The 25259-nt window shown below is 52.7% G+C and carries 21 protein-coding genes and 2 pseudogenes; 20 read left to right on the top strand and 3 right to left on the bottom strand.

From position 1 onward, the window contains the following. Positions 1-221 precede the first annotated feature (221 nt). A complete protein-coding gene (locus tag V8Z78_RS21995) occupies positions 222-380 on the top strand; it encodes a diguanylate cyclase (protein ID WP_349732141.1) in 159 nt (52 codons plus the stop codon). Between the two features lie 717 nt (positions 381-1097). Here V8Z78_RS21995 and V8Z78_RS21990 read toward each other — a convergent pair. From V8Z78_RS21990 to V8Z78_RS21980, 3 genes are all read right to left on the bottom strand, one after another. Continuing rightward, positions 1098-2000 carry a L,D-transpeptidase family protein gene (locus V8Z78_RS21990; RefSeq protein ID WP_349732123.1) on the bottom strand — a complete coding sequence of 301 codons (903 nt, stop codon included), beginning with the start codon at positions 1998-2000 and terminating at the stop codon, positions 1098-1100. Positions 2001-2010: 10 nt separating this feature from the next. Next, positions 2011-2358 carry a hypothetical protein gene (locus V8Z78_RS21985; protein WP_349732122.1) on the bottom strand — a complete coding sequence of 116 codons (348 nt, stop codon included), beginning with the start codon at positions 2356-2358 and terminating at the stop codon, positions 2011-2013. 92 nt (positions 2359-2450) lie between these two features. Beyond that, complete coding sequence (locus V8Z78_RS21980) at positions 2451-3521, bottom strand: tetratricopeptide repeat protein (RefSeq protein ID WP_349732121.1); 1071 nt, start codon at positions 3519-3521, stop codon at positions 2451-2453. Between the two features lie 585 nt (positions 3522-4106). Here V8Z78_RS21980 and V8Z78_RS21975 point away from each other — a divergent pair. From V8Z78_RS21975 to V8Z78_RS21880, 19 genes and pseudogenes are all read left to right on the top strand, one after another. After that, a complete protein-coding gene (locus tag V8Z78_RS21975) occupies positions 4107-5936 on the top strand; it encodes a hypothetical protein (protein ID WP_349732120.1) in 1830 nt (609 codons plus the stop codon). Positions 5937-6019: 83 nt separating this feature from the next. After that, positions 6020-6532, top strand: coding sequence for an OmpA family protein (locus V8Z78_RS21970; RefSeq protein ID WP_003054534.1), 513 nt, complete (start codon positions 6020-6022; stop codon positions 6530-6532). A gap of 331 nt (positions 6533-6863) precedes the next feature. Further along, positions 6864-8706, top strand: a pseudogene (locus V8Z78_RS27210) (peptidase domain-containing ABC transporter). After that, entirely contained in the window at positions 8703-10097 is a 1395-nt protein-coding gene (locus V8Z78_RS21955; RefSeq protein ID WP_349732118.1) for an HlyD family type I secretion periplasmic adaptor subunit, read from the top strand. The pseudogene V8Z78_RS27210 and the gene V8Z78_RS21955 overlap by 4 nt, the downstream one beginning before the upstream one ends. Further along, positions 10094-11806, top strand: coding sequence for a TolC family protein (locus V8Z78_RS21950; protein WP_349732117.1), 1713 nt, complete (start codon positions 10094-10096; stop codon positions 11804-11806). The genes V8Z78_RS21955 and V8Z78_RS21950 overlap by 4 nt, the downstream gene beginning before the upstream one ends. Before the next feature lie 88 nt (positions 11807-11894). Then, positions 11895-12077, top strand: coding sequence for a Flp family type IVb pilin (locus V8Z78_RS21945; protein ID WP_349732116.1), 183 nt, complete (start codon positions 11895-11897; stop codon positions 12075-12077). A 4-nt stretch (positions 12078-12081) separates the two neighbouring features. After that, positions 12082-12642, top strand: a complete 561-nt coding sequence (locus V8Z78_RS21940) for an A24 family peptidase (protein ID WP_349732115.1) — start codon at positions 12082-12084, stop codon at positions 12640-12642. A gap of 140 nt (positions 12643-12782) precedes the next feature. Continuing rightward, positions 12783-13838, top strand: coding sequence for a Flp pilus assembly protein CpaB (gene cpaB / locus V8Z78_RS21935; RefSeq protein ID WP_349732114.1), 1056 nt, complete (start codon positions 12783-12785; stop codon positions 13836-13838). 198 nt (positions 13839-14036) lie between these two features. Continuing rightward, positions 14037-14441 (top strand): pilus assembly protein N-terminal domain-containing protein, encoded by a 405-nt coding sequence (locus tag V8Z78_RS21930; protein ID WP_349732113.1) that lies wholly within the window; start codon positions 14037-14039, stop codon positions 14439-14441. Between the two features lie 310 nt (positions 14442-14751). Next, on the top strand, positions 14752-15441 hold the full coding sequence (locus V8Z78_RS21925; RefSeq protein ID WP_349732112.1) for a type II and III secretion system protein family protein: 690 nt from the start codon (positions 14752-14754) through the stop codon (positions 15439-15441). A gap of 242 nt (positions 15442-15683) precedes the next feature. Further along, complete coding sequence (locus V8Z78_RS21920) at positions 15684-17000, top strand: CpaE/TadZ family protein (RefSeq protein WP_349732111.1); 1317 nt, start codon at positions 15684-15686, stop codon at positions 16998-17000. A 7-nt stretch (positions 17001-17007) separates the two neighbouring features. After that, positions 17008-18331 (top strand): annotated as a pseudogene (locus tag V8Z78_RS21915) (TadA family conjugal transfer-associated ATPase). Continuing rightward, a complete protein-coding gene (locus tag V8Z78_RS21910; protein ID WP_349732110.1) occupies positions 18328-19278 on the top strand; it encodes a type II secretion system F family protein in 951 nt (316 codons plus the stop codon). Before V8Z78_RS21915 ends, V8Z78_RS21910 begins: the two are co-directional and overlap by 4 nt. A gap of 69 nt (positions 19279-19347) precedes the next feature. After that, the gene (locus V8Z78_RS21905) at positions 19348-20364 is read left to right on the top strand and encodes a type II secretion system F family protein (protein ID WP_003054519.1); all 1017 of its coding nucleotides are present in this window, start codon (positions 19348-19350) and stop codon (positions 20362-20364) included. Position 20365: 1 nt separating this feature from the next. Beyond that, the gene (locus V8Z78_RS21900) at positions 20366-21481 is read left to right on the top strand and encodes a tetratricopeptide repeat protein (protein WP_150106957.1); all 1116 of its coding nucleotides are present in this window, start codon (positions 20366-20368) and stop codon (positions 21479-21481) included. 272 nt (positions 21482-21753) lie between these two features. Then, positions 21754-21939 (top strand): DUF3613 domain-containing protein, encoded by a 186-nt coding sequence (locus tag V8Z78_RS21895; RefSeq protein ID WP_349732140.1) that lies wholly within the window; start codon positions 21754-21756, stop codon positions 21937-21939. 19 nt (positions 21940-21958) lie between these two features. Beyond that, entirely contained in the window at positions 21959-22477 is a 519-nt protein-coding gene (locus tag V8Z78_RS21890) for a TadE/TadG family type IV pilus assembly protein (protein ID WP_034400541.1), read from the top strand. Between the two features lies 1 nt (position 22478). After that, positions 22479-22949, top strand: coding sequence for a TadE/TadG family type IV pilus assembly protein (locus V8Z78_RS21885; protein ID WP_003054514.1), 471 nt, complete (start codon positions 22479-22481; stop codon positions 22947-22949). 98 nt (positions 22950-23047) lie between these two features. Next, entirely contained in the window at positions 23048-25219 is a 2172-nt protein-coding gene (locus V8Z78_RS21880; RefSeq protein ID WP_003054512.1) for a pilus assembly protein TadG-related protein, read from the top strand. Positions 25220-25259: the final 40 nt, after the last annotated feature.

The raw sequence follows: 25259 nt of genomic DNA, 5'->3' as shown, positions 1-25259 counted from the left end.
TTAATAGATGCAATCAACTGACACCAACCATGCGGACAGATCAATCTTGTCCCGAGCCATAAACTTGTGGCATGGGTTTTGTCAGAAGTTGCCCACATCCATCGGCACATAAGGTCAGTCGATATCAAGTAATCCTTTAGTCCAAATTGACGCTGCATCTTGAGTCCTTAGCGGGCAAGGATGCATTGACAAGTCTTGTAAACCGCAGATGATTTGATGGGATTATTGAGTCCGAATGGCGCAAAGTCCACCGGTCTGAGGAAGCGCTCTCACTGCTCATACTGGGCGTAGATCACTTCAAGCCCCTCACCGATAGCTATGCTCATCCTTTTGGCGACAAGGTGCTCAAATGTTTTGCAAGTGTTCTAGTGCGCCCGTAACGCGCGCCCGAATTTTAGTTGCACGATACGGAGGAGAAGAGTTTACAGTGCTCCTGCCGAGCATGGACTTTCTAGTGCAACTATGCTCGCTGAATCCATCAGGCAACACGTTGAATCCATGTCACTTGGTGACGATTAATTCACGTTACTAAGAATAACAATCAGTATTGGCGTTGCATATTCCAGCGAGTCAGCATTTGATTCTCCTTGCATTTATGCTTGTAGATGCCTCTGACAAGGCTTTATACGAAGCCAAGCGGAATGGTCATAATCAAGTGGCTGTTGCCAGGTCAGAATTTTCCGAATGCGCTGGGATGTAAAATCTGCGCAAGTCTTACGTTGCTCATGCAGCAGTCCGGACTGTTGGTCAACAGCGATAAAGCAATCGGCCACTAACGAAGCATTAGTTCGTCTTTTAATTCGAAGATCTAATTGTTCGAGGTAGTCTTTAATACTCCTCTATCTCATGATCCAACTGACGATGTATAACTGTTTTCCACTTTTTTGCACTCTACTTTTCTGCCATCGATAAAATTGTGCACAGCTTGCCTAATGTTAGAAATCGGAATTTTAATTAACAACCTAGCTTTGTGAAAATTCAAGCCCGTGTGAAGAGTCTCTAGCCCAGAATAGCCAACAGGTGAGTCTGAAAGGCAAATAAATTGCGAACCTTGGTCAAGGGAATTTTTCTTATCGTAAATCACAACTGTAAAATTCTCAGCTACCTACGACCTCTTCCGAAAACAGCCTCCACCGATTTCCGACCATGCGCCAGTAAAGTCTCAGCCGCAAATCCTCTGCAAATGCCGTACTTCTAACCCTCAAATTCACAATCCGAATATCTCCCTTTTCATCATTCCATGCATAGACAGATACTTTTTGCAGCGATACATCTGAGGCTCCTGTGAAGTACGCAGACAAACGCATTTTTGATGAGATACGATGCTCCGACTCAGGCAGATCGGCTAAATAGATGCTGGCCAGTCGGTTCGCATTCTTACTTCGCCAAGCCTGCCTCCAATCATCAAGCACTTGCAGAAAGGGCCCTACAGATTTTTCTTGTGCTGGCCGCTCTTTAGGAGGAACCCAATGCAAACTGCTTCTGATCAACACCGGTGTTTGTCGCTCTACTGTCTGCATCAGAAAGTCTAGATCCGGGTTGGCCAGAACCACACAGCCATCACTGGCCTCAGGCAAACGGGCATATTGATCAGGTGGTGTGCCATGTAGCCATATCCCACTACCTGAACGACCAACCGCTCGATCCCAATCATTAGGGTAATTCATGGTCAACGCTCCCAGACCATAAAACTCTGGTAGTTTCATACCCGAAATCTGACGCCCTATAAAATAAAGCCCTTGGGGGGTACGCTGATCGCCCTCCTCTTTCTTGCCAAGACCTAGCTTGCCTACAGAAACATAAAAATTCCCTACGACACGAAAATGACCATCTTCATTAGCGAATAAATATAGCCTCGACTTGCTAGCATCGATAGCTATAGCCTGTCTTACTGATGCATCTAACATCAGAAACTCGCTAGGAATACTGCCAGTTTCTGGAACACTGTCAGCTCCTTGAACACGACGTCTAATCTCATCGTGGAGACCTGCAAGTTGCAAGTGAAGCTCTTTAGGTAAAGGCGCACTTGAAGCAGAACTTTTCACCGACGAAAGCCCCCCCCGCAAAGTCCTGAAATGGAACTCTCGATACGCCACTTTTGAAGCGCAGCAAATCTGCATAGACCAGTTGTGCTGCATGAAAATTAGGCACATCACTGGTCAATTCGGATGCAGAAATGAGCGCCCCATTTAAATCTTTCCGCTCAACTTGAGCAATGATGTTAAGCAGTCGCCTCTCATCATCCCGTTGCTTCACGCTCCTTGTTACAAATGATTTTTTTGCTGAAAAATTAGCCTTTCCGTGATTTTTTTTGGAATTAACAGGATTAAATTCCTGCGCATAAACTCCCAAAAACATCAAAGACGATCCAATAGTTATTATCAATCGTCTAAAATTCAGTCTATCTTTCGACATACTGTAATTCTCTAAATTTCGATAAAATTCGGATATCAAGCTCCGGTTGCCTCATTAATAATTCTCCAATAGCCATTTTCATATTGAAATTTCAATGTCTTTTTAGTTGTAGTTTTCAAAGAATCCGCCGCGTAGTTCTGTCGAAATTTGGCAGTTGCCGTATCGCCATCAATTCGTACTACAGTATCGAGGATGACGACGGTAATTGCAGACTTGCTCACGATGCGCTGACGACGTATCTCTTTCCACTTTGCAAGACTCGTGCCGTCAGAGGGAGTGAAATGATCGCTATATGCACCCAAGTATCGATCCAGATCTTGATCCGCCCAAGCCGCAGCCCAAGATGCCACCGCTTTTTCAACAGCCTGCACTGATACATCCTTCGAGTCCTTAACATCAACCGCTTGCTTGGTTGCAGTTATCACATCGGACTCAACACGCTTACTACTCTGATTCTTCTGGGATTGTGACGCTTTGTCTGCGACTGCAGGCTTTATCTCGGTTTTGACTTCCAACGGCACACGGACGCGTGTGTCTTCTATATTGATGATCTGCGAAGCAACTTCTCCACCCCTCACTCGCGAAGCAGTAGGAGTGGCCGGGAGAGGGCTAGCGGACGATAACAACTTAGCATCTTCCACCTTGGTTGGCCTAACAGGAAGCACAGAACCTGCCGCGCCCTTAACTTCCGCAATTTTTGAAACTGCCTCCGGCTGAGGGAATATCTGTGTAATCAAAGCCAACTTAGGCTGTATGGCTTGTCGCCGACCATCTAGCTGCAATGCCTTCGAATAAGCCTCACTCGCCATACGAGCGTATAGATCACCCAAGTTTTCATGCGCGGTCGCATAGCTTGGATTAGTCCTAATCGCCAACTCTAGGATTTCAGATGCTTTACGCTCCTTGCCTTCTGCCGCATAAATAACTGCCAAATTATTATACGGTTCCGGCAGATTTGGATAATCCTGAGTCAGTGCTGTAAACACTTTGATGGCCTGAGAATTTTTCTTCTGTTCAGCAGCAATCACCCCCTGCAAGAAACGCATTTGAATATTTCCAGGATTTTGCTTCAGATAACTGTCCGCCTGCTTTGAAGCCTGCGCCACTTTGCCTTGCTCTACTAACTTGGCAACTTCATCGATCGACTCCTGAGAGGCATATGCAGGCCCACAAGCCCCCCCCCAAACCGATGACTAGGGCCGCCAAGGGCCTAAAAACTAAAGAAACACTGTGCCCTGACATGACCGACAGGAACCGAGACGCATTCAGCATAAGGGTAAGAACCTTCTACGCGACAGATTGTTTAGCAAAAGCTGCAGTTTTTAAACACAGACATGCGCTTGCTTTGAAAAAGCATCGATTCTAAGTGCAGAAGCAGTTGACAAGTTCTATTCGGGAGGGTCTATCAATCTTGTTCAAGCACCTTTCAAGTTCCAAGGCCGAGTTGCAGAACGTTACGGAACAAGCAACGTAACAACATCCGTAACACTAACCTTTAAACCTACCAAGACAGCAGCACAAAAACGGCCCAAAGAATAAAAGCTAATAAAAATCAATAGGTTATAAATTAACACTAATCTCCAGATGAAATCAGCAGATATGGCACGCATGTTGCTTTGTAGTCCGCTGATCAATCTCGCAGCCTCAGAGGCTCCATTCAGCCTTCGGGCTCATCACCCCTGGAGAGAAAAATGTCCGCTCAATCAACACAGCCAACACCAATTGCATCAATAAGCAATGCACAGTTGGGTGGGAATGCACCGATTACGAACGTCGCCCAACTCGACGCTTCGAACATGTCCTCCGCCGCTGCAATAAATGGAGGATCTGCTCAAGCTGCCAAGATGGCTCAGGCGTCAGAAGGAGTTCAGATCATTCGCAATGGAGTAGCTCTTCCTGCGTCAACTGGCACAACACTGCAGTTGGGCGACAAAATCATCGTGCCCGCCAATGGCACCGCCAAAGCTGTCTTCAATGGGCAAGATGGCCAGGCAATTGTCGGGACTTTTGTCGGAGGTACAGAGGCAACTCTGACAGATGGCGGTGCTGGAACTACGCTGCTGGATTTAGCATCCGGTGATGTCGATGTCGCTCCAGCCAGCGACAGTGATGCTGTCGGCCTTATCGTGGCCAAGGACGCTGGCGGCTCTGTGCTAAGCGACTTCCTACTTGCGGGCTTGATTGGCGCGGGAGGTGCAGCCCTGATAGCTGCCGCAAATAACGATGACGAGTCCGGCCCTACAGGTGTGCCAACCAACCCCACCGACCCCACTGACGGCCCTACCGACCCCACCGACGGCCCTACCGATCCCACTGACGGCCCTACCGATCCCACCGACGGCCCTACCGATCCCACCGACGGCCCTACCGATCCCACTGATAGTCACGGCCTGATCACATCAGTCCAGGATGTAGTCGCCGGACTGGCTGGCGGTACATTGATTGAACCGGTCTCTGAATTACTGGACTCTCTGCTTAATCCTAATGAAGGGGCCCTTTCCTCCATAACAAGTATTCTAGAGAGTCTCACAAACACAGAAGGCGGGGCCTTGGGTGTGGTCACTGACTTGGTGGATGGACTGGTCAATATTCCAGAACAATCCCTAGAGCCACTTATTAGCACATTGAATGACTTGCTTGCAGGCTTAGCAAACCCAGGAAATGACGGAATAGGCGGTGTGGTTCATAGCGTCCTTGGTGGTCTTTTGGGCAAAGATGGAGTCTTGGATGGTCTGCTTTCCAGCGTCGGCGACGTCCTGGGCCAAGATGGCCTGCTGGGCGGCATCCTCGGCCAGGATGGCTTGCTGGGCAATGTCGTCGGTGACAACGGTCTGCTCGGCGGTGTTCTCGGTGGCAGCGGTGGCTTGCTCGGAGGCATCTCTGGAGGAAACGGAGGAACTGCCGAAAGCGGCTTGATCACAACTGTTCAGGATGTCCTTAGCAACCTGTCTGGCGGCACAGTTATCGAACCTGTTGGTCAGCTGCTCAATACGCTGATTGATCCTTCTGAGGGTTCGCTGAGCACCGTAACCGGTCTCTTGGAAGACCTGACCTCCGTTAACGATGGTCCTTTGGGCGTACTAACGGAGCTAGTAAATGGCCTAGCTACCGTCGAAGACAAGGCATTGGAGCCTGTAATCAGCACACTTAACGAGCTGATTGCCGGCCTAACCCAGGGCCTAACTGACGGAGGTAGCTTGAATAGCGACCTCATCAACAATGTGGTTGGAGATGTTCTCGGCGGCAATGGCGGTCTGCTCGGCGGCGTCCTCGGCCAGGATGGCTTGCTGGGCAATGTCGTCGGCGACAACGGTCTGCTCGGCGGTGTTCTCGGTGGCAATGGCGGTCTGCTCGGCAGCATCCTCGGTGGCCAATCAATTGCAGTACCCTCCATTGTCAACACAGCGATAACGGACCTGTCCTCAATAGCAACGGCTATTAATAGTCAAGCGGACACAGGCGGATATTTGACCGCAGACGTTTTGTCCCTGACACATCAACTGCAAAGCCAAGTGATTTAACACGTTTTCTGCGGCTCAGCATGCCGCATTCCCATGCCACGACTTCCCCAAAAAAGTCGTGGCATGGCTAAAGGAAAATTTTCATGCATAAAAATTACAGGCTTTGCGCCGCACTATTGCTTTCTCTCGGCTTGATAGCCTGCAGTTCAGCACCAACATCCAACAAAACGTCTCACCACTACGCGTATGGGCGCCCCACCGTTAGTACAGCAAGTGGCGTCGCACCAATAGTGGCTACCTCTCAGTCAGGCAAAAAAGGCCCCGCCAACGCCGCGCATATTGTCTATTTCGACTTTGACTCATACACCGTGCGTCCATCTGACCGGGGAATCGTCGAAAGCCATGCCCAATGGATGCGAAACAACCCAAGACAAGCGCTCATTTTGCGCGGTCATACTGACTCTCGGGGAGGCACTGAATACAACCTGGCACTGGGTCAAAAACGTTCCGAGTCAGTGCTCCAAAGCTTACAAATTCTGGGCATCGACCCTAGCAGAGTTGAAGCAATTAGCTATGGCAAAGAACGCCTCGTTGATCTAGGTAGCAGTAATGACGCCCACCAACTCAATCGACGTGTGGAGTTTGAATACCGCTAGGCGGAACCCGCACCTCTTTGCAATCGGCAGATGAACTTCACAAAGCTGCGACTCGCGCAGCCCTCTATCTGCCGTACCTAACGCTCCCGCCATATCTACAGATTGGGCTGCCTTTGCTACTTTTAGGTAGCTTTTATCGTTACCACAGTTATTAAAAGCACGAAATCCAAATACCACAAATAGAAATCGAAATCAGAAAAAATATTAAAAATAAATGAAATGAATTGATCTATGTCAATTAATAGTCTTAGTATTATTTGATACAATTGATACATTTGCTAAAGTAAATAGCAGAAAATCTAGTTTTTTAAAATTCCATACGTTAACCCTAATGATCCGATACTTACTTCCTCGTCAACTGGCATCTACTGCTAGTTATCCGGCGGATGTCAATGAGTTAGGGCCATACGCAACGGCAATCACCGACTCTTTTCGAAGCGCTTCTGTGCATTTACACAGCGCAGCATGGCTTTCTCTACCCATCAGTCTGCTAGGCCTACTTCCCTCCATTTTTTTGTTGCAGGTCTACAACCGCGTCCTTTCACGAGGAGGTACAGCCACTCTGACAGCAATGGTGGCTGGAGTCGTCTGTTTTTTGTGCCTTGAGTGGTGGCTGCGTCGCAGGCGCTCACGAGCCTTGCGCGAGGCTGGAGCCATGATTGACCGGGATGTATCTCAGGCACTAATGCAGTCAATGCTCAGGCACCCGCTGATAACGCTAGAGCAGCGCTCTGCAAGTCAGTGGCTACAGCTTTTTCGTGATGTAAGTGCCATGCGTGCAGGCATCTCCGGAGGACTCGCCACCTCCATTCTTGACCTGCCAATGGCCCTACTAGCATTGATCGTCATCAGCATCGTTGCTTGGCCAGTGCTTCCCGTCATTCTTGTCGCCATGGTTTCACTTGGAGTCCTAGCGTGGTGGTGGGCCGACGAATTACGCAGCGGACGTATCGAGGAAGTTGCTAAAGCCCGCGCACTGGATCGCAGCACCGCCGAAGTCTGCAATGCGCGCTCGACGCTCAAGGTATTGGGCTATGACACCGCTGCGAAACAGTCTTGGCAAGCTGGATATGACCACTGGCTGGCCGAAAGTTTTGCAAAACGGCGAGCTGGAAAATGCAAGGGAAACCAGTCATGTCCTGCTCACCTTTTTCTCCATCTCGGTCATTACCGTAGGAGCGATTGCTATCAATGCTCAATGGATGAGCATCGGCAGTCTCATGGCCGTAAACTTGCTCGCGACTAAAGCACTTGCACCCATCGCCCAGTTGGCAAGTAACTGGCGTTCCATGGCTCGAGCCAACGAGGCAGCTGAGCGCTTGCAAGCCACATTGCAAGAGCCTCTCGAAGTTCAGGGACAAACAGTGGAGTTGCCACGACCACGCGGTCACTTTCGTCTTGACCAAGTTAGCTTCCAATACCCTTCCGGCAAGTCCTCACTGGAGCAGGTTTCCCTAGAAATTGGTCCCGGTGGCATCCACGCAATTTTGGGTCGGAATGGCGCTGGTAAATCCACACTGGCTAAGCTCCTTGCGGGTCTCTATAAGCCAACTCAGGGGCGCATCTTTGTCGATGAATATGACATGGCCCAATTCCCACGTAGTGACCTCTACCAATGGATCGGCTGTCTAGCGCAGGAAGTCTACTGGTTTAGCGGGCCAATTGTGGATTGCTTGCGCATGGTCAACCCCGAAGCCGATGACAAAAACATCATCGCAGCATGCCATCTCGCTGGAGCACATAGCTTCATCAGTCGACTGCCTAATGGCTATCAGACAGTTCTTGGAGAAGGCGGCGCCGGCCTGTCCGCTGGTGAATTACGCAAGCTGGCACTTGCCCAATTGTTTCTGCGCAATCCCTCGATCCTGATTCTCGATGAGCCCAGTAACGACCTCGACTTTGAAAGTGAAACAGCGCTATTGAAAACCTTGAAGCAAATAGCACTGAAACACACCGTCATTGTAATTACACACTCCTCACGCGTAGCTTCGCTAGCGCAGCATATCTACCATGTGCGCGGCGACGGCAGTGTTGAGCATGGCTCTCCCATGCAATTGTTGCCCCATTTGTTCGGTGTCGCACAAGACATCGCACCTTATCAACCCGGAACAGCCCGCCCCGCCTCCACGTCTGGGCACAATCACGCTCAGCCGCAGGAGGTCAGTTCATCATGAAGATCTGGCACGACAGCGAGCTCCCACTGGCTTTACGCCAGTCACAGGATGTGGATTCCGACCGACACCCGAATCCAGTGTCAGCCTTGCGAACTGCAGCGGATGCAGCGCAGGCAAATGAACGAGCAGGTCTCTGGCGTCACCTGAGCCGCAAGCAAAAGCTGCTAGGAGGGGGCATTGCCGCCTTAGTCTTGTTCGGCCTTTTCTATCCTGTTGAAAACGTGGTCGTAGCCAGCGGCCAAGTCATCCCGTCTGATCGCGTCCAGACTGTCCAACACTTGGAAGGCGGTATTGTGACCAAGGTCCATGTGCGCGAAGGTCAGGCTGTAACCCGGTCTCAGCCTCTACTCGAAATAGACCTCGGTGGCTCCAGCCTCAACCTCGAGCAACTCACGGCTCGCCAGGCTACAGCAGAGGCAGTCAAAACACGCCTAACAGCCGAGAGCCAAGGCCATGTGCTGAAGGCCGAATACTTTCCTACTAGTCTTGATCCGCAAATCGTTCAAGCTGAGATTGGTGCCTTTGCCTCCCGGACCTTAGAACATCAAGGCACACAAGCCTCTGCACAAGCCCAGCTTATGCAGGCACAAGGAGATGTTGCTCAAGCTCAAGCACGCATTCAAGGCCTTGAAACAAGTCTTCGTCTTCACGAACAAGAAGCCGCCATTTCACGACAATTGGCTGCTGAGCAGCTCATCGGTCAGCTAGAAGTAATTGATAAACAGCGGGCCTTGGAGCTGGTACGTACTGATCTAGCTGCAGCGCGCCAAATCCTAGTCAGCAACCGAGCCAAAATTGAACAGGCTCAGGCCAAAAAACTGGAAACCCAGGGTGCCTTCCGCCGCCGTGCATCAGATGAACTAGCACAAACAGAGCGAGAGCTGTTAAGTCTGGCTGAAGATATCTCCCGCGCCAAGAGCCAGCGTACCCGCACTATCGTTCTTGCTCCTACCGACGGGGTGGTCAAAGGACTGCGCAGTTCTGGCACAGGTTGGGTCGTTAAACCCGGTGAAGCCATTCTCGAAGTTGTTCCCGTCAAAGACGAAGTCATTGTCGAAGCTCAACTCAACCCTGCAGACCGTGGCTATGTCCATACCGGTCAATCCACCAAGGTCAAGATTTCAGCCTACGACTTTCTGCGCTACGGTTATGTCAAAGGCCATGTCACGCTGGTTTCTGCAGATGCTGATCGCGACCGCAGCCAGCCTAATGCATCGTCCTACTTTCGGATTCAAGCGAGCTTGGATCAACCGTGGGTGGGACGCACCGACAACCGCATCACAACAGGCATGCAAGCTGAGCTGGACCTACTTCTAGGTCACGAGCCTTTTATTTGGTATCTGCTGCGCCCAATGCTGCGTATTCAGAGTGAAGCATTCCGGGAGCCATGATGACCAAGAGCATCTCTTCTTCGTTGTGCCATTCTGCTGCAGCGTCACTGCTCACATCGAAGCCTTGGGCAATTTTGCTTGGCGGACTGCACTTCATGGCATCTACAGCCATCGCACAAGCCCCCCAAGATGGCATGACACCAGTACAGCAAACAAAGCAACTGCTCGTCATTCGCAAGACACCTGCATCAGATTTGCGCTTAGTGCACAAGCTCAGTCCAGCCACTCTGGCTAACGACAATGCCAGTCGCCGCCTGGTTGATGCTCTGCATGCAATGCTCAATGAATACCCTGATGTTCTCAAGGCTCGCGCAGCACTGGAATCAGCTGGCCATGATGTCAATTCTGCACGCGGCGCGCGCTGGCCTACCTTCAAGGTAGGCACATCCAGCGGAGATGCGCAGATGCGACAGGGCACTCGAGCCAGTTACACCACCGTCAATGCAGAGGTACGCATGAGTCTGCTCGACGGTGGAGCAATTGGTGCCGGCATACGCTCTGCAGAGTCCTCGGAAGCCGCGCAAAGCAGCGCACTCTATGCAACTCGGCAGAACGTGCTACTCGACGCACTGACGGCCATGCAGGAACTTCAGCGCTTTGGTAGCAAAGCTACTATTGCCGCAGAATCTGCACGCATCATCGGCCAGCTAGCCCGACTTGAAGAGCGGCGCGCAGAATTAGGTGCTGTGGGCCGCAACGACTTGCGCCAAGCCTCTTCGCGCCAAGCCAGCGCACTCGCGCAGCAGCAAGCGCTTGAATCCCAGCGCCTGGATGCCCAGGCACGCTTTACCCGCTATTTCGGCTTCACCCCTGAAACTGACTGGCTACCGCAACTTCATGTTCCCCTGCAATGGATGCCTGCCAATGAGAGCGGTGCACTGCAAGCTGCAGAAAACAACAGCACGGAGCTTCAGGAGATTGAGCAACAGATTGCGCGCGCTACGGCCGAAGTCGAGCGCAGCAAGGCTCAACGCTATCCAACTCTAGCGGCTGTCGTGACGCATAACCGCGACCCTAAGGGCGTGCTTTACGCCGACGGGACACGCTATGGCGTGGAGCTGAACTGGAACTTCGGCAACGGCTTTGAACTACGCGACCGCATTCTGAAGGCTATCAATGAATTACAGGCTCAAGAGGCTCAGCAGGAGGCGGTTCGCCGCCAGGTTCGGGAAACCACATCTGCCACATGGGGTCGCACTATGACAGGCCGCCAACGCGAAGTCCAACTCGCTGGAGCCGTACGCGAAGCACGCGCAGCCTTTGAAGGCCGCCGCCGCCTGCTTGAAGCCGGTCGCGGCAGCCTCTCTCAAGTGCTTGACGCTCAACTCGACATGCAACGCTTCATGCTTGAGGAGGCTGATGCTATTTATGACCAGCGCATCAATGAGCTGCGCCTAGTGCGTGCCACTGGCAAGCTGCTGCCCTCCCCTATGCCCAATCAATGGCTGGGCCTGCTGTTTGCACAGCAAAGCCAAACACCTGCCACCTCGAGCAGCCAAGGTTTAGCCATCGCCTCTAAAGCGAGGCTCGAGCTATCTCCCAAATCACCGGCGATGTCCACGGTAAGCACAGACAAAGATTTGAACTCTGCAACTGTGCGCACTGTGCCAACAGCACAGCACCTACGACTGAGGCTGGAGCATCGTCTAGCCACCGAGCAATTGTCCCTGCCCCAAAACCAGATTAAGACGACCACCGCCCAGTGGTAGCTGCCAAGCATTTTTACGCCGTGGTCGGCGCTTGCCCATAGCCGACCATTGGATTTTTCATGGGCTTTTTAACTAACTGGAAATCATAATGACCAACCTCATCAAGACTTTCTGCAAAGACGAAGCAGGTGCTACCGCTATTGAATATGGACTGATAGCTGGGCTGATTGCGGTGGCGATCATTGCCACAGTTGGAAGCATTGGCCAAGAGCTCAAAGCATACTTTGACTACATTCTGGCGCAGCTGAAACTCAATCCAGCTCCCAAGTAACTCTATGCTGTTTGCTTGGCTTCTCTGGCTGGTCACCATCACAGTCATGGATCTCCGTATCCGCAAGGTGCGTAACTGGCTGGTACTGCTTGGCCTAGTTGCAGGTCTGGCAGTGCTGTTCAGCAGCTCACAGCCTTTTCATGTGCCGGTCTGGAATGGATTGGCAGGTATGTGTTTGGCTTTTGTTGCCTTGATGCCGTTTTATGCACTGCGCTGGATGGGAGCCGGGGATGTCAAATTTGCCGCCGTCATCGGCCTATGGTTTGGTTTTTCCCACCATCTACTGGTCATCTGGCTAGGGGGCAGTTTACTGGCGGGCCTGCACGGCCTGCTGGTACTTGCTTGGCATAGCGTGTGGCGTAGTCCTTATACCGACTGGATGCTGGCCTGTTTGCCTAGCCGACTGGCCACCGCACTTGCGTCGGCCGCATCTGCGCAGCCACTGGCCGGCCGTCTTGTCACGAATGGCGAACGCCCCGTACCACTCAGCATTCCCTATGCGGGCTATATGGCCATCGTCGCCATCTGGGTGGTGATACATGCCGAGCCGCCATTGGCGATTTAGACCTTACCTCTAAGCACAGGCACCACGATCACCAACGGGTGCTTTGCCATCGTCACGCTCACAGCCTCCAGGCTTGCGTGCCCGTTGCAAAGCGTCTGCTTCAAGCATTTTCAAAATCAAAAATCAAGGGAATACAAGCGATGAACCTCACCAAGATTCTTGCCGGCCTGCTGGTCGCGCTCGCTATCGCCTTAGCCATCATGGCCTGGATTATGGGGCGCCAACCCCAGCGTGCCGTGGCTCCTGCGCCCTCAATCAATGCTATTGACACAAATATCAGCGCCGAAGCATCCAAACCACGACCAGCCCCCATGCATGATGTAGTGGTTACAGCAAAGCCTGTTGCCGCAGGTCAGAAGCTCACAGCAGAAGATCTGAAGCTTGTGCCCAAGACCGCCGCCGTGGCTGACGGTGTGCTCTCCACCGAGGCGGCCATAGGCCGCACCACACTCACCGCACTGGCGGCTGACGCACCACTGCTGGAACAGCAATTGATCAGTGGCCTATCCCTTCAAATTGAACCCGGCCAGCGCGCGCTCTCGATTGCCGTCAAGGAACCCATGGCCGCAGGTAACCATGTACGACCCGGCGATTTTGTCGATGTGTACTTCACGCTGGACAGCAAGAGTAACGCCGCCGATGACAAGCTCAATGTTGATACCCAGACTCGCCTGCTATTGGCTCGCAGTCGTGTGCTGGCATATGGTGCCAGCAACGTGGAAGTACCTCCCCCCACAGCGGCCCAGCGCCTGAAGGCGCAGCAGGAAGAAGAAGCCGGAAGCAAAGGCCAACGCCGAAATACCGGCAACGACCAACGCTCTCAGCAGTCCGCAAACACCGCCGTGCTGGCCGTGCCCCTGGACGATGTAGAGCGCCTTACGCTTGCCGAGAAATATGGCCAACTCACTCTGGCCCTGCGTCACCCCGATGACTTATCTGTGCCCGAGGCTGCACTGTTTGCCACCCTGCCCACCGCTTTACTGCCCGTGGCCGGTCGACTGGCTAAGGGCGAGACCTTGAAGGGCGTAGATCGCTCGTTTGCGGGTCTGCGCTTCAAGGATCTGGCCACCGGTGCTGCTGCCAGAAATACCTCCCAAAGTAGTGCGCCAGCAGCGCCGCGCAACCAGCCCCAAGCTCCACGACAACAGACCGTACAGGTCCATCAGGGTGCAGCCATGCAGACGCTGAGCTACTAAAACAGCCCTACGCATGGATAAAAAAGATAGCCAAATATTCATAAAAAACCGAGCTTGCCGGCAAATGACGTCGCAATAAAAAGTTTTGACGTCGTTATCGATAAGCGAACAGAACAATTTCCAACCCTGAATGCAAAAGGCATTTTCCGTTCTGTGCGCTAAGGACACCGCTTGCAACGCCAAAGAGAGAGAAAGAACATGACCCGCCCCCCTTGCTTTACCGCACTCGGCCTTGCCAGCAGCGCTATTCTGTCCACCTTTACAACATCAGCCATGGCGCAGACCGCTGCGGCGGACAATGCTCTCGCAGGCGTGGTCTCTGTGGCTACACCCGCTGGAGCAGTTTCCCCACTACCTCTCACTATGGGTAGCCAGCACGTGCTGCTGCCCGGCATGCCTTTGGCTCGCCTAGCCGTCGGCGATCCTAATGTGCTCGATGTCAAGGTGTTGCGCTCGACAGGCAACTCTTCTGCGCCAGAGTTGCTGCTAACGCCCAAGGCTCCTGGCAGCACAACCTTATCCACCTGGTCCACACGCGGTCTGTCGCAAAGCTGGCAGGTAGAGGTCAGCAGTCCCAGTCTGCTCCTGAAAAAAAAAACTTGACTCCGTTCATGACCATGCGCTGGAGCTCGCTAGTCTTCGCCTCAAAGCGGCAAAGGATACGGCGCTACTCGACCGCTCACAGATCTCCGTACGCAGCAACACTGTGCAGGTTGATGTGCAAGTAGTGGAGTTCAAAAAGACGGCGCTTAAGCGCGCAGGTATCAACTTGTTCAGCGGAGGCTCCAACAATCATGGTTTCAGCTTTGGGATGTATACACCCGGCGCCAGCAGTTCTTCAGGATCGGGGGGTAGCTCTGGAGGTTCAGGTGATGGAGGTGCCTCTGGAGGCTCCACTGCGCTTTCTAGCGCCATGAATCTAGTGCTGGGGTTTAGCAAGGCGTTTAGCGGTGCCGGCATCAGCGCCCAGTTGGGTTTTCTCGAAGGCAATGGTCTGGCCCGTGTTCTGGCCAAGCCCACTTTGGTCGCGCATACCGGCCAGAGCGCCAGTTTTCTAGCTGGCGGCGAAATCCCCATTCCCGTCCCCAGCACTAGCAGCAACAATATTTCCATCCGCTACAAGGAGTTTGGCGTCAAGCTACAGCTGACCCCGACAGTTCTGTCCAACGAGCGAATTGCCCTCAAGGTCGCCCCCGAGGCCAGCGACCTGGATTACACCAGCGGCGTGACCATTGCTGGAGTGGCCGTGCCCGCCATCGCCACGCGCCGCGCCGACACCATGGTAGAGCTTGCCGATGGCGAAAGCTTTGTGATCGGCGGCTTGGTCAGCCGGTCCACCAGCTCCAGCGTCAATAAAGTACCTCTACTGGGCGACCTGCCTATTCTGGGTCCATTTTTCAAGAACCTGAACTATTCGCAGGACGAAAAAGAGCTGGTCATCATCGTCACTCCGCGGTTGGTGCAGCCACTGCCGGTTCAGACCGATCTAGAAGCCCTACTACCTGGCGGCCGCTCCGAACAGCGCAATGCCAACCAAGTCTGGGGGCCCTACCTGAGTGGCGCCTTGCATACCAATGCCGCTCTGCCTGGTTTCTCCAATTAATTGGAACAGAGCATCAGCCCTACATGAATACTCAGCCCCCTATCCCGAATAGGCAGCCTGCAGCCTCGCATGAGAGCGTAGCAGGCCTGCCGCCACTGGACACGCCAGCCACACTGGAAGCCTTGCTCTCACTACGTCCGACAACATCCAGAGAAGCCCCTTTTCCCGTAGAACCGGTCGATATACAGAGGCAAACTCGGACCGGGTTACTTCCTAATGTAGAGAGCACGAATCAAGTTGCCTTGGGTGATGTCATCCCAGCAGGTCTGCCGACTTTTACCGATGCACAAACTCACTTCCTGTTTATCCACGCAGGAACCAGAGAAAGTGCCCTGGTCAACATTTGGCTACAGAGCGTTCTGGGTAGTGACAACCTACACGCGACAAGCTTTGTGGACAACGCACTCGAGCAGTTGATGCAGCTGATGCCGCATATGGTGCTGGTAGATTTCGAGTCTACGTCCACAGAAACAGCCTCAGAGTTGGTTGTGCAAATGCGCGGCCAACTACCGCAAGTGCTCATAGTGGCTGTTGGGCGAAGCCGCGATCCTCAATGCATGCTCGCGGCCTTGCGAGCCGGCGTACAAGATTTTCTCGATGTCGATAGCTCTATTCAGTCTGCTCAGCAAACGATGAAGGATTTGCTGCGGCGCAGTAGCTCCATACAAAGCAGTGTTTCCTGCGCCCCTTTGTCAGTCATTCTTTCCGCACGTGCAGGCCTAGGAGCCAGCCTCCTGGCGTCACACCTAGCATGCTATCTACAGCAGTACCTGCGCATGCACTCTGCGGAAAGCTCTCCCTCAGCTGCGACCTATGAGACTGCGAAACTGGATGGTCTTTTGATTGACCTAGGGCATCCCAGTGGCGATTGCTCCTTATACCTAAATACTCCTAGCGAGTTTGATTTCATGCAGGCTCTCGGCAATCTGCACCGCTTTGACCGTCGTCTCGCGTCCTCGGGGCTTAGTCGCCATATCAACGGACTTCGCTTGTTGTCGCTACCTCGCAAGGCGGACATTCCAAGTGACACATCACGCTCCGACATAGAGGGACTGCTGCAACGCTTGCGTCAGTTTTTCCGCCATGTGGTGGTAGATCTGGGTGCCTCGTCACCAGCACTATGGACTAGTGATGTGATGCGCCATGCCAGCAATATATGGGTGTTGTGTGACCAGAGCGTGCCTAGCGTGGTGTCTACAACCGAAATGTTGCAACAACTAAGCGCACAGAAGATCGCCGCCGAGAAGTTGCAACTAATTGTCAGCCGCTATGACAGTCAGCTAGAGCTGAATGCTCAGCAGATTGCGCAACAACTGGATCTCCCCTTACTGGCCGTCATTCCCGAATGTCGCAGGGAGCTAGCTCATGCTGTTAATCAAGGTCAGCTTCTGAGCAGCGAGCAACGACGAGACCCTTATGTGCAGGCTGTCACCAAGCTTAGTACCAGCTTGCTATCAGCTCACCATCCGGGAGTTGCAGTTGGACCCGAATCTGCAAGCTCCGCATCCATGTCGGCCAGACTGCTGACCCATCTCATTCAACGCCTCAGAAGAAGCTGAACGCATCATGAAGACTTCAGTTTATGCCTCCTCGACAGAGAGCTCGAGCAGTGAATTCGAGCGCAGTGCGCTGTATGCAGAGCTAAAAAAATAGCACTTATGAACATCTGCTCAATCGCATTGAAGAACTAGGTGCCGAGTTCGGCCGCTGGTCACAGGCCGCGATTGCACAGTTTGTGCTGATGGAGCTCGATAGTTTCATCCGCTTGCATTCTGTGCCAGTGAACGAGCAGGAAGCATTGCTCGTGGCCAGATCACTTACCAGAGAGCTCACAGGTCTGGGACCGCTACAGCCGCTGCTGGAAGATGCACAGGTCGAAGATATCTTGATCAATGGCTACCGCAACATTTATGTCTCGCGCGGCGGCATGCTGCAGCGCGAAGACCTGCACTTCAAGGACGATGAACATGTGCTTCGCATTGTGCGGCGCATTCTTGCTCCACTTGGTCGACGATTGGACGAGTCCAGCCCCATGGTGGATGCCCGTCTACCCGATGGGGGGCGTATTAATGTCATCATTGCTCCCCTGTCTATCGACGGACCTTCAGTCTCCATCCGTAAGTTCCGTAAGGATCCACTGACCCCCGCAGAACTAGTTTCGCTGGGGACCTTTAACAGTGACATCTGCCGCATCTTAGAGATGGCCGTGCAGGCCCGCTGCAACATTCTTGTCAGCGGCGGGACCAGCTCGGGTAAAACTTCGCTACTTAATGCTCTGGCAAGCTTCATCCCCAGCAGCGAACGCATCGTATCGATCGAGGACACGGCCGAACTATCACTAAATCATAGTCATGTGGTCAGATTGGAAAGTCGGCCCGGCGGCTTTGAAAGCTTAGGACAGGTCAGCATTCGCGATCTGCTGCGCAACAGCCTGCGCATGCGTCCTGACCGCATCATCGTGGGCGAAGTACGCAGTGGTGAAGTCCTGGATCTACTCCAAGCCATGAACACCGGACACGATGGGTCGATGGGCACCATTCACGCCAGTTCACCACGCGAATGTCTGTATCGCGCTGAAATGCTGGCCGGATTTGCCGGCTTTCAGGGTAGCGAAATCAGCCTGCGCCGCCAGATTGCAAACGCAGTGGACTTTGTAGTTCAAATCGGTCGACTCTCCAATGGCCGCCGACGGCTGATCTCACTTACCGAAGTAACCGGTATGACGGACAACATGATTTCCATGCAGGAACTGTACCGCTACGAACCGCAGGTGACGGCTGACGGCCAAGAGATTGACAACTGGGTCTCAATGGGAATTTCTCCACACTCCCCCAAGCTGCTGAACTGGTGGCGTATGCAACAGCAAGCGGGCAATGGAGGTACAAGATGAGCCCGGCCACATTACTTCTGCTCGGCCTTGCCTGCCTACTGCTATCTTTTGCACTCTGGCTATGGGCACGTATGCAAAACAAAGCGCATAACCAATCAGTGCAAAACCATCTGCAGCGCAGCCTGGAAACACAGCGTCCACGCAATGCAGCATTCGATGGCCTGCCCGGAACACAGGCTACATACCAGCCTTTGTCCACTTCTGAACAACGCCCGCTAACTCAATGGCTGGAGCGTCACCTGAATCTGGATGCTTGGGACATAACACCCCGTACGCTGGCTCTGCTGACTGCTTTCGGCTTGTTGCTGGCCCTGCTCGCGGCTCTCAAAGGTGGCTTGCTGCTGGGCCTGATAGCAATGTCAATCTATGGCCTAGTGTGCAGCTTTGGCCTCTGGCGCCGCCTGAGCAAGCGCCGCGAACAGCTTCTACAACAGTTGCCCAGCTTTCTGGACAACATGGTGCGCCTCATAACTATCGGAAACTCGCCCCACGCAGCTTTTCAGCTAGCCGTGGTCAATGTACCAGCTCCGCTTGGAGACGCGCTGCAGCAAGCTTCAGCCTCATTGAGAGCATCACCAGACTTAGGACATGCAATGGGTCTGCTCGAGCGTAGCTGGCGTCTGTCCGAATTCGGTTTGCTTGCCGCCGTGTTTCGTATGAGCACCCGCTACGGCGGAAGGGCCGATCAGGTTTTGGAGCGTGTATCGGCCTATATCCGCGACCGACAGTCGGCCGAGCGTGAGCTTCACGCCCTGTCGGCTGAAGTTCGTCTCTCAGCCTGGATACTGGCTCTACTTCCCGTTGCCGTTGGCGGGCTAATCATGATACTTAACCAAGGCTATTTCATGACCATGTGGCAGGACGAAACTGGTCGCAAGATGGTATTGGGAGCTGCGGGCCTGGAAGCTCTGGGCTCTTTTTTTTCTTTACCGCTTGGCACGGCTTAAATAAGAAACAAAAGAAGAGCCCATGAAGCCAGTCCCCCCTCATTCACCACATTAGGAAAGTAGCGCTGTATGACATCGCATTTGCTCTGGATTCTGAGCCTATGTCTTGGTGCACTTGGTGTAGGGATTTTTGCCTACATCATGATTGCACGCTTGCACCTTTCAACGAAAGCCGCGCAGCAGGTGATCAAGCTGCTGCGGTTGCATTCCACAACTACGGTACCGTCCACAACGACAACGTCGTTCCACACTTCTGCCAGCCTTCCCGGCTTTACAGCCGGTACGACAACAGAAATAGCCTTTGGCATGAGCAGCGATACAGCTCAGCAACTAGCTGCCAGTCTGCAGCCGCCTGCATGGCTTAACTCTGGTATTGCGAAGTCTTTGCTAGCCGATGAAGACCGCAAGCTGTTGGATCAGGCCGGCATAAGCCTACGTAATGGTGGGTCAGTCTTTGTGGCTAGTCGCATGATTCTGGCTGTCGCCATGCCATTGCTGGCGATTCTGGTTTTTCAACCTAGAGGTATCCACCTGCTGATGTACGGTTTCTTTGGATTTGGCGGAGGCTTGATGCTGCCCAAATGGCTCGTCAGCTACAAATCAAGCCAGCGACGCGAACAGGTGGTCGAGGAGCTTCCGTTGTTTGTGGACCTGCTGCGTCTACTGCAAGGCGTAGGCCTAAGCATTGACCAGAGTCTGCAGATTCTGTCTCAGGAGTTCGGCAGCGTGCTGCCTGTTCTGAGCAGCGAACTAGCCATGGCCAACCAGTTGTATGCCAGCGGCCGAAGCCGTGATCAATCACTGCAAAGGCTAACTCACTTGAGTGACGATCAGGACATGACTGCCGTAGTCAATCTACTGGTGCAGGTGGACCGGCATGGCGGCGCAGTACAGGGTCCACTGCAGGATTTCGGTATTCGTTTGCGCGAAAAGCGCCAGGCAAGGTTCAAGGAAAAAATCGGCGCTATCACCGTCAAGATGACAGGGGTCATGGTTCTCACCCTGCTGCCTGCCCTCATGGTGATCACCGCAGGTCCAGGGTTCATGGCAGTGATTCGCTCACTTTCAAGTATGGGAGGACGCTGAAATGTCCTTAGCCCTTCTAATACCTTCACGCTGGCAAACTGCTGCCACATTTACTGGACTAGCTTTTCTTGTCGGCTGTGCCAACACATCAGCACCACAAGGCTACGGCGTAAACCAAGAAAGCACAGTAGCAGAGGCCCAACGGCAAATGCGGCAGGCCGAGCAATCCACCAAGGTAGATACGGCTCAGACCTATCTAGGTTTGATCGCGCAAATGCAGCAAGCCGGCAAGTGGTACGCATCACTTGCACATACTGAAGCGTTTGAGCAGCAGTACAGTGGTACCAGTACATCTGTTTATCTACAGGTCAAACTGCTGCGCGCCGACGCCTTACGCAATACCAACCAAGACCAGCTGGCACGACAGGCATATGGAGAGCTGTTGACCGCTCATGACAACAGCACAGTGGCGCGCGCAAGGCGTGGCCTGGGTCTGCTGGACGCTAGCCAGGGACAATACACCCAGGCGGTTACACAGTTGGAGATGGCACGCAAACTTGACCCGACCGATTCCAGCGTGCTGAGCGATCTTGCCTATGCGCATATGCTGACCGGTCAACTTGATCTTGCCCAGCTCCCCGCACTGCAGGCTGCACAACTGGCGCCCACAAACGCCAGGGCGCAACTCAACCTTACCCTCTACTGGCTGGCAAGTGGCAACAAAGCCGAGGCCAATCGCCTGCTCGAAGAACTCACCCTGCCACGCGCTAACAACGAGCCGCCACTGATCGACCAAAAGTCGCTGCAGACACTGGAAGCCCAGTTGACTCGCGTCAGACAAGCCATACAGGCTCATGCGACAAATTCGCCGATTTCACATCGCGCCGTGCCTCAGGAAACATTGGCTTTGTCACAAGAGCAATCACCGAACATCAACACGTCATCAGTCTTAGCACAACCTGCAATTTCAGAAGCAGTATCGGAGAAAGTCCTTGCCGCTGAGCAACCCGAAAGCGTTAAGTCAGCCCGGGGCGAAGAATTAACACAAGTTCCGGCCCAAGCATCGCTGCGGATGGAAACCCAAATTATCAGTGTCACGCCCAACCTCATGGTCAGGCGTCAGATGTACTTGCCTGCCATACCTGGCAACACCACTGCCCCCTCCGTCACAAGATAAACCATCTTAAGGAACACTCGTGCCCCACTCTCTTTTTTCTTTTTTTCCTTCCCTTCTGCTCGCCATATTGCTTTACTGCGCTGCAGCTACGGCTATGGCTCAGAGTTTCACCGGCCAGCCAGAAACCGCCGCGTCACGTTCAGTCACTGCAGTTGAAGCGGGCCTACCTATGAGCCCCTCGACCTTTGAATATGTGGCGACAAAACCCGACTCCACCGCCATCCAAGCCAGTGTTGTAGCCCCAGTGCAGCCAGTGCAAGTCCCCCCCCCAGCTGCGCGAACACACTGTTATTGGTAGCGCCACCGAACACTTGTTTTCCATGCAGAGAACACTGGCAGCTCAACGGCCCAGGCCTATTGACGGCGAGCAAGCCAGCCGTAGCTATCAGCGCTACCTCAAGAGCTTTGAAACCACCATTCCCGAGCAATTCGAAATGGGCTTAGATGTAAAGCGGTAACTCAAAGAAAGAAGACATCATGAATCCGCGACATCGGCCAGCGGCGTTAAGCACTTGTCCGCGTGGCCCCCAAAGCGGCGTATATGCGCTGGAGTGGGCAATTATTTTTCCAGTATTTTTTATATTGCTGTACGCCTGCATCAGTTATGGCTTCGCATTCTTAGTGCGTGAATCTATGCAGCTTGCTGCCGAAGATGGTGTGCGTGCGGCCTTGCAGTATCAAGCCAATCGTGACTCTCGCATGCAAAAGGCAAAAAAGACCGTCGAAGAAAAGCTAAGTTGGCTTCCTTCTTCGTTGCACCCCATCTCAAAATCCATCAATGTGGACGTCTGCCGTGTCGGCGCACCGAGTATTTGCTCGCCTGAACTGAAGTGCGGCGTCGCCATGACAGAGCGCTGCATGGTTCGGCTGAATTTCAGCATTCCCTATGGGTCATCGCCTTTGACTCCTAGCCTGAGCATGCTCGGCATGCACTTCTTCAACCCTTCAGAACTGTCTGCCAGTGCGACCATCCTTGTAGATCAAGGAGGAATCTAAGATGTACCACCGATTTTCTCTTTTCTACCCCTCTTTACGCAGGACGCAAACAGGCGTGGCTGCCGTGGAATTTGCTCTGCTCGTCAGCATATTGCTGACTATATTTTTCGGTATTTTTGTGTACTGGCATGCACTACAAGCACAGCAGTCCGTAGTTCGTGCGGCAGGTGATGGAGCGCGTTATGTCCATGAACTTTACTTTGGCAGCAAATTTAAAAATATCGATCTAGAGCATGAGGCCAAGACAGTGGTCGAACATAGTCTGATCCAAAGCGGGTTGAGCCTGTCTCATTTGGAGTCACAAGATCAGGAAAATCTGGTCACGCTGATTCAAACCCCTCAAGACATCACTCTTACCGTTTCATACCCGCTTCAATTACTACCTGGAGACAGCAGTCACGCGCTGAAAGGCCTGCTGGGCACCCCTCAAAAATTGCAGGCACAAAGCGTGCTCCTGCTGGCACATCAATGAGAAGGTGAGCCATGCATTCGAGCAAATCACTTCAGTTACATCGTTCACACGGGAGATTTCTTCCTAAAAGTAAGCGCCAGCAACGCGGGAGTCTTCTTGTGCAGTTTGCACTGGTTGCCGGCGTCATTTTCTCCATGCTTGGCGTTGTGGATCTTGGCTATATGTATTACGCAAAACGTAATCTTCAGCGCATTGCTGACTTGGCAGCTTTGGAAGCAGCGCAAAGCATCAATGCGGAGCAGGATAACTACTCAGAATGCCAAACAACTGGAGAAACCAGTCTGGATCGTCATTGGCCTGGCTTGGCCGAGCGCTCGGTGGTATGCGGGAACTGGAGTGCTCAATGGAGTGCCCCCAAGCACTTTACCAATGACATAACCCTACACCCTGTCAATGCAGCCTATGCAGTAGCAAAAGGACAATCCCCCACTCTCTCGCTTTTTCCCTGGGATCGCACTCTCTTTGCCGAAGCCATTGCCACTCGCAAGACTCCTGTTGCTGCATTCCAAGTCGGCTCTCAATTGCTAAGTCTCAATGAGGAAGCACCACTTGGCAGATTACTCAAATTAGTAGGCCTAGATGTCGATCAATTGACCGTGCTCGACTCCGAAGGTCTGGCCAATGCCAAGATAACCCCTTCTGGCCTTCTTAAAGCGTTGGGCATCGACTTGGGAGTTGGCGGCCTATCCGCGCTCTCTCCTGATCAGTTACTCCAGCTCAACAACCTGACCTTGCTGAACATAATAGATGCCTCAGTGGAGGCCGTTTCAGACAGCACAGCTAAGGCCAGTCTGAAGGCTATCATCGATATTCTTAATGAGGGGAAAATAGACTCTATAAAGCTCTTGGATCTGCAAACGCCGCTTATGAACGGCTCCAGCAACCCTGGCATCCTGGCCTTCCTCTCTACAGGCTCGGATAAATCACCCAACGACGCTGCACTAGATCTGCAACTGGGTGTGAGCGATCTGATTAAAACCGCCATCATGGTGGGTGCTAATGGACATGCAATCTCCATCCCTGAGCTTAATGTGCTGAACCTTGTAAAAGCCAAACTGACTGTGGTCGAACCCCCCAGTATTGGTGTTGGCCCCATTGGAACCAAAGCCAATAGCGCACAGGTTCGTCTCGATCTCGATATTGATTCCAAGCGCATGACTCTGCTCGGCCCTCTTCTCAGCATGATTGGCCTGCGAGTCAACTTACCAATTAAGGTTGAAGCTGTCCATGCAGAAGCCACACTGGATGCCGTGTACTGCTCTAACCCCAGTCGCAACAGCCAGCCTGCTATTGATCTAGGTGTCAATTCACGTCTGGCTCGAATCATCATCGGACATACCGATAAAAGTGCAACCGACGAAGAAAACATTCTGATTAAGACACCTCTGTCTTTGAATGTTCGTGGCCCAATCATCACCAATGTGCTCCAGGATCACGACGACATCAACAATCTGGTCGTGGATTTACCCCAATGGACCCGGGAAAACCGCCTATTCCTAGGTGATACGGTGGATGCACTGCTCAATACTGTATTCAATCTGCTAGGCGGCCTTTTTTCCCCTCCTATTCTTAGCTCCGACTGGGACGGCATGCATACCGATGGCAATCCTGAAGATGTTCGCAATGCACAGATTGAAATGCTGGCCAAGCTCTATTTGGAAGAAACCAAGGTCAACGGCTTCTATAACGTAAAAAATGCCACCGATCTGATTCTCAACGGCAAAGGCAAGCCTGGAACAGAAGGGGCTCTGGGAAAGCTGGTTGGAAGTGACTTTACTTTTGACAATGCGATTCCTCAGTCTTGCGCGCTTTTTGTCTGCCCTCCCAGTTCGTGGAAGCCCGGAACTTTCTCAGCAGCTTTTTATGCTTACACCAGCACCCCTTATAGCCTGCTGGACGTTGTTGGCATTCCCACCTTAGGCAATGGCTATATCAGTTGCTCGGGCTTGCTGACCTCTTTGCTAGCCTGGAATTCCTGCACATTAAGTAACCTGAACAATTTACTCAAACGTAACCAAAATCAAGTCGCACTGACGAATAGCAATGCGTTAGTTAACTCCCTCAAAGACAGGAGCTCCGACAGCGTCACTTGCGGTGGTGCTCTATGTGCACTCCTTCAACCTTTACTCAAGCCCATTAAATGGGTACTTAATCAATTGGGCAGTTCGTTGCTCTCTCCACTGCTTACCAAAGTTCTTGGACTGGACTTGGGAAAAAGTGAAGTTAAGGCTATTGAAGTCAACTGCAACTCAGCTCAATTGGTGTACTGATTTTGTTAGGCATTCATGATTCAACAACAAGGAACCCCAC

This window comes from Comamonas sp. wu1-DMT (assembly GCF_040187805.1).
GTDB lineage: Bacteria > Pseudomonadota > Gammaproteobacteria > Burkholderiales > Burkholderiaceae_C > Comamonas > Comamonas thiooxydans.
The sequence above is the reverse complement of the archived record's forward strand: the minus strand, read 5'-3'. Positions and strand labels throughout refer to the sequence as shown.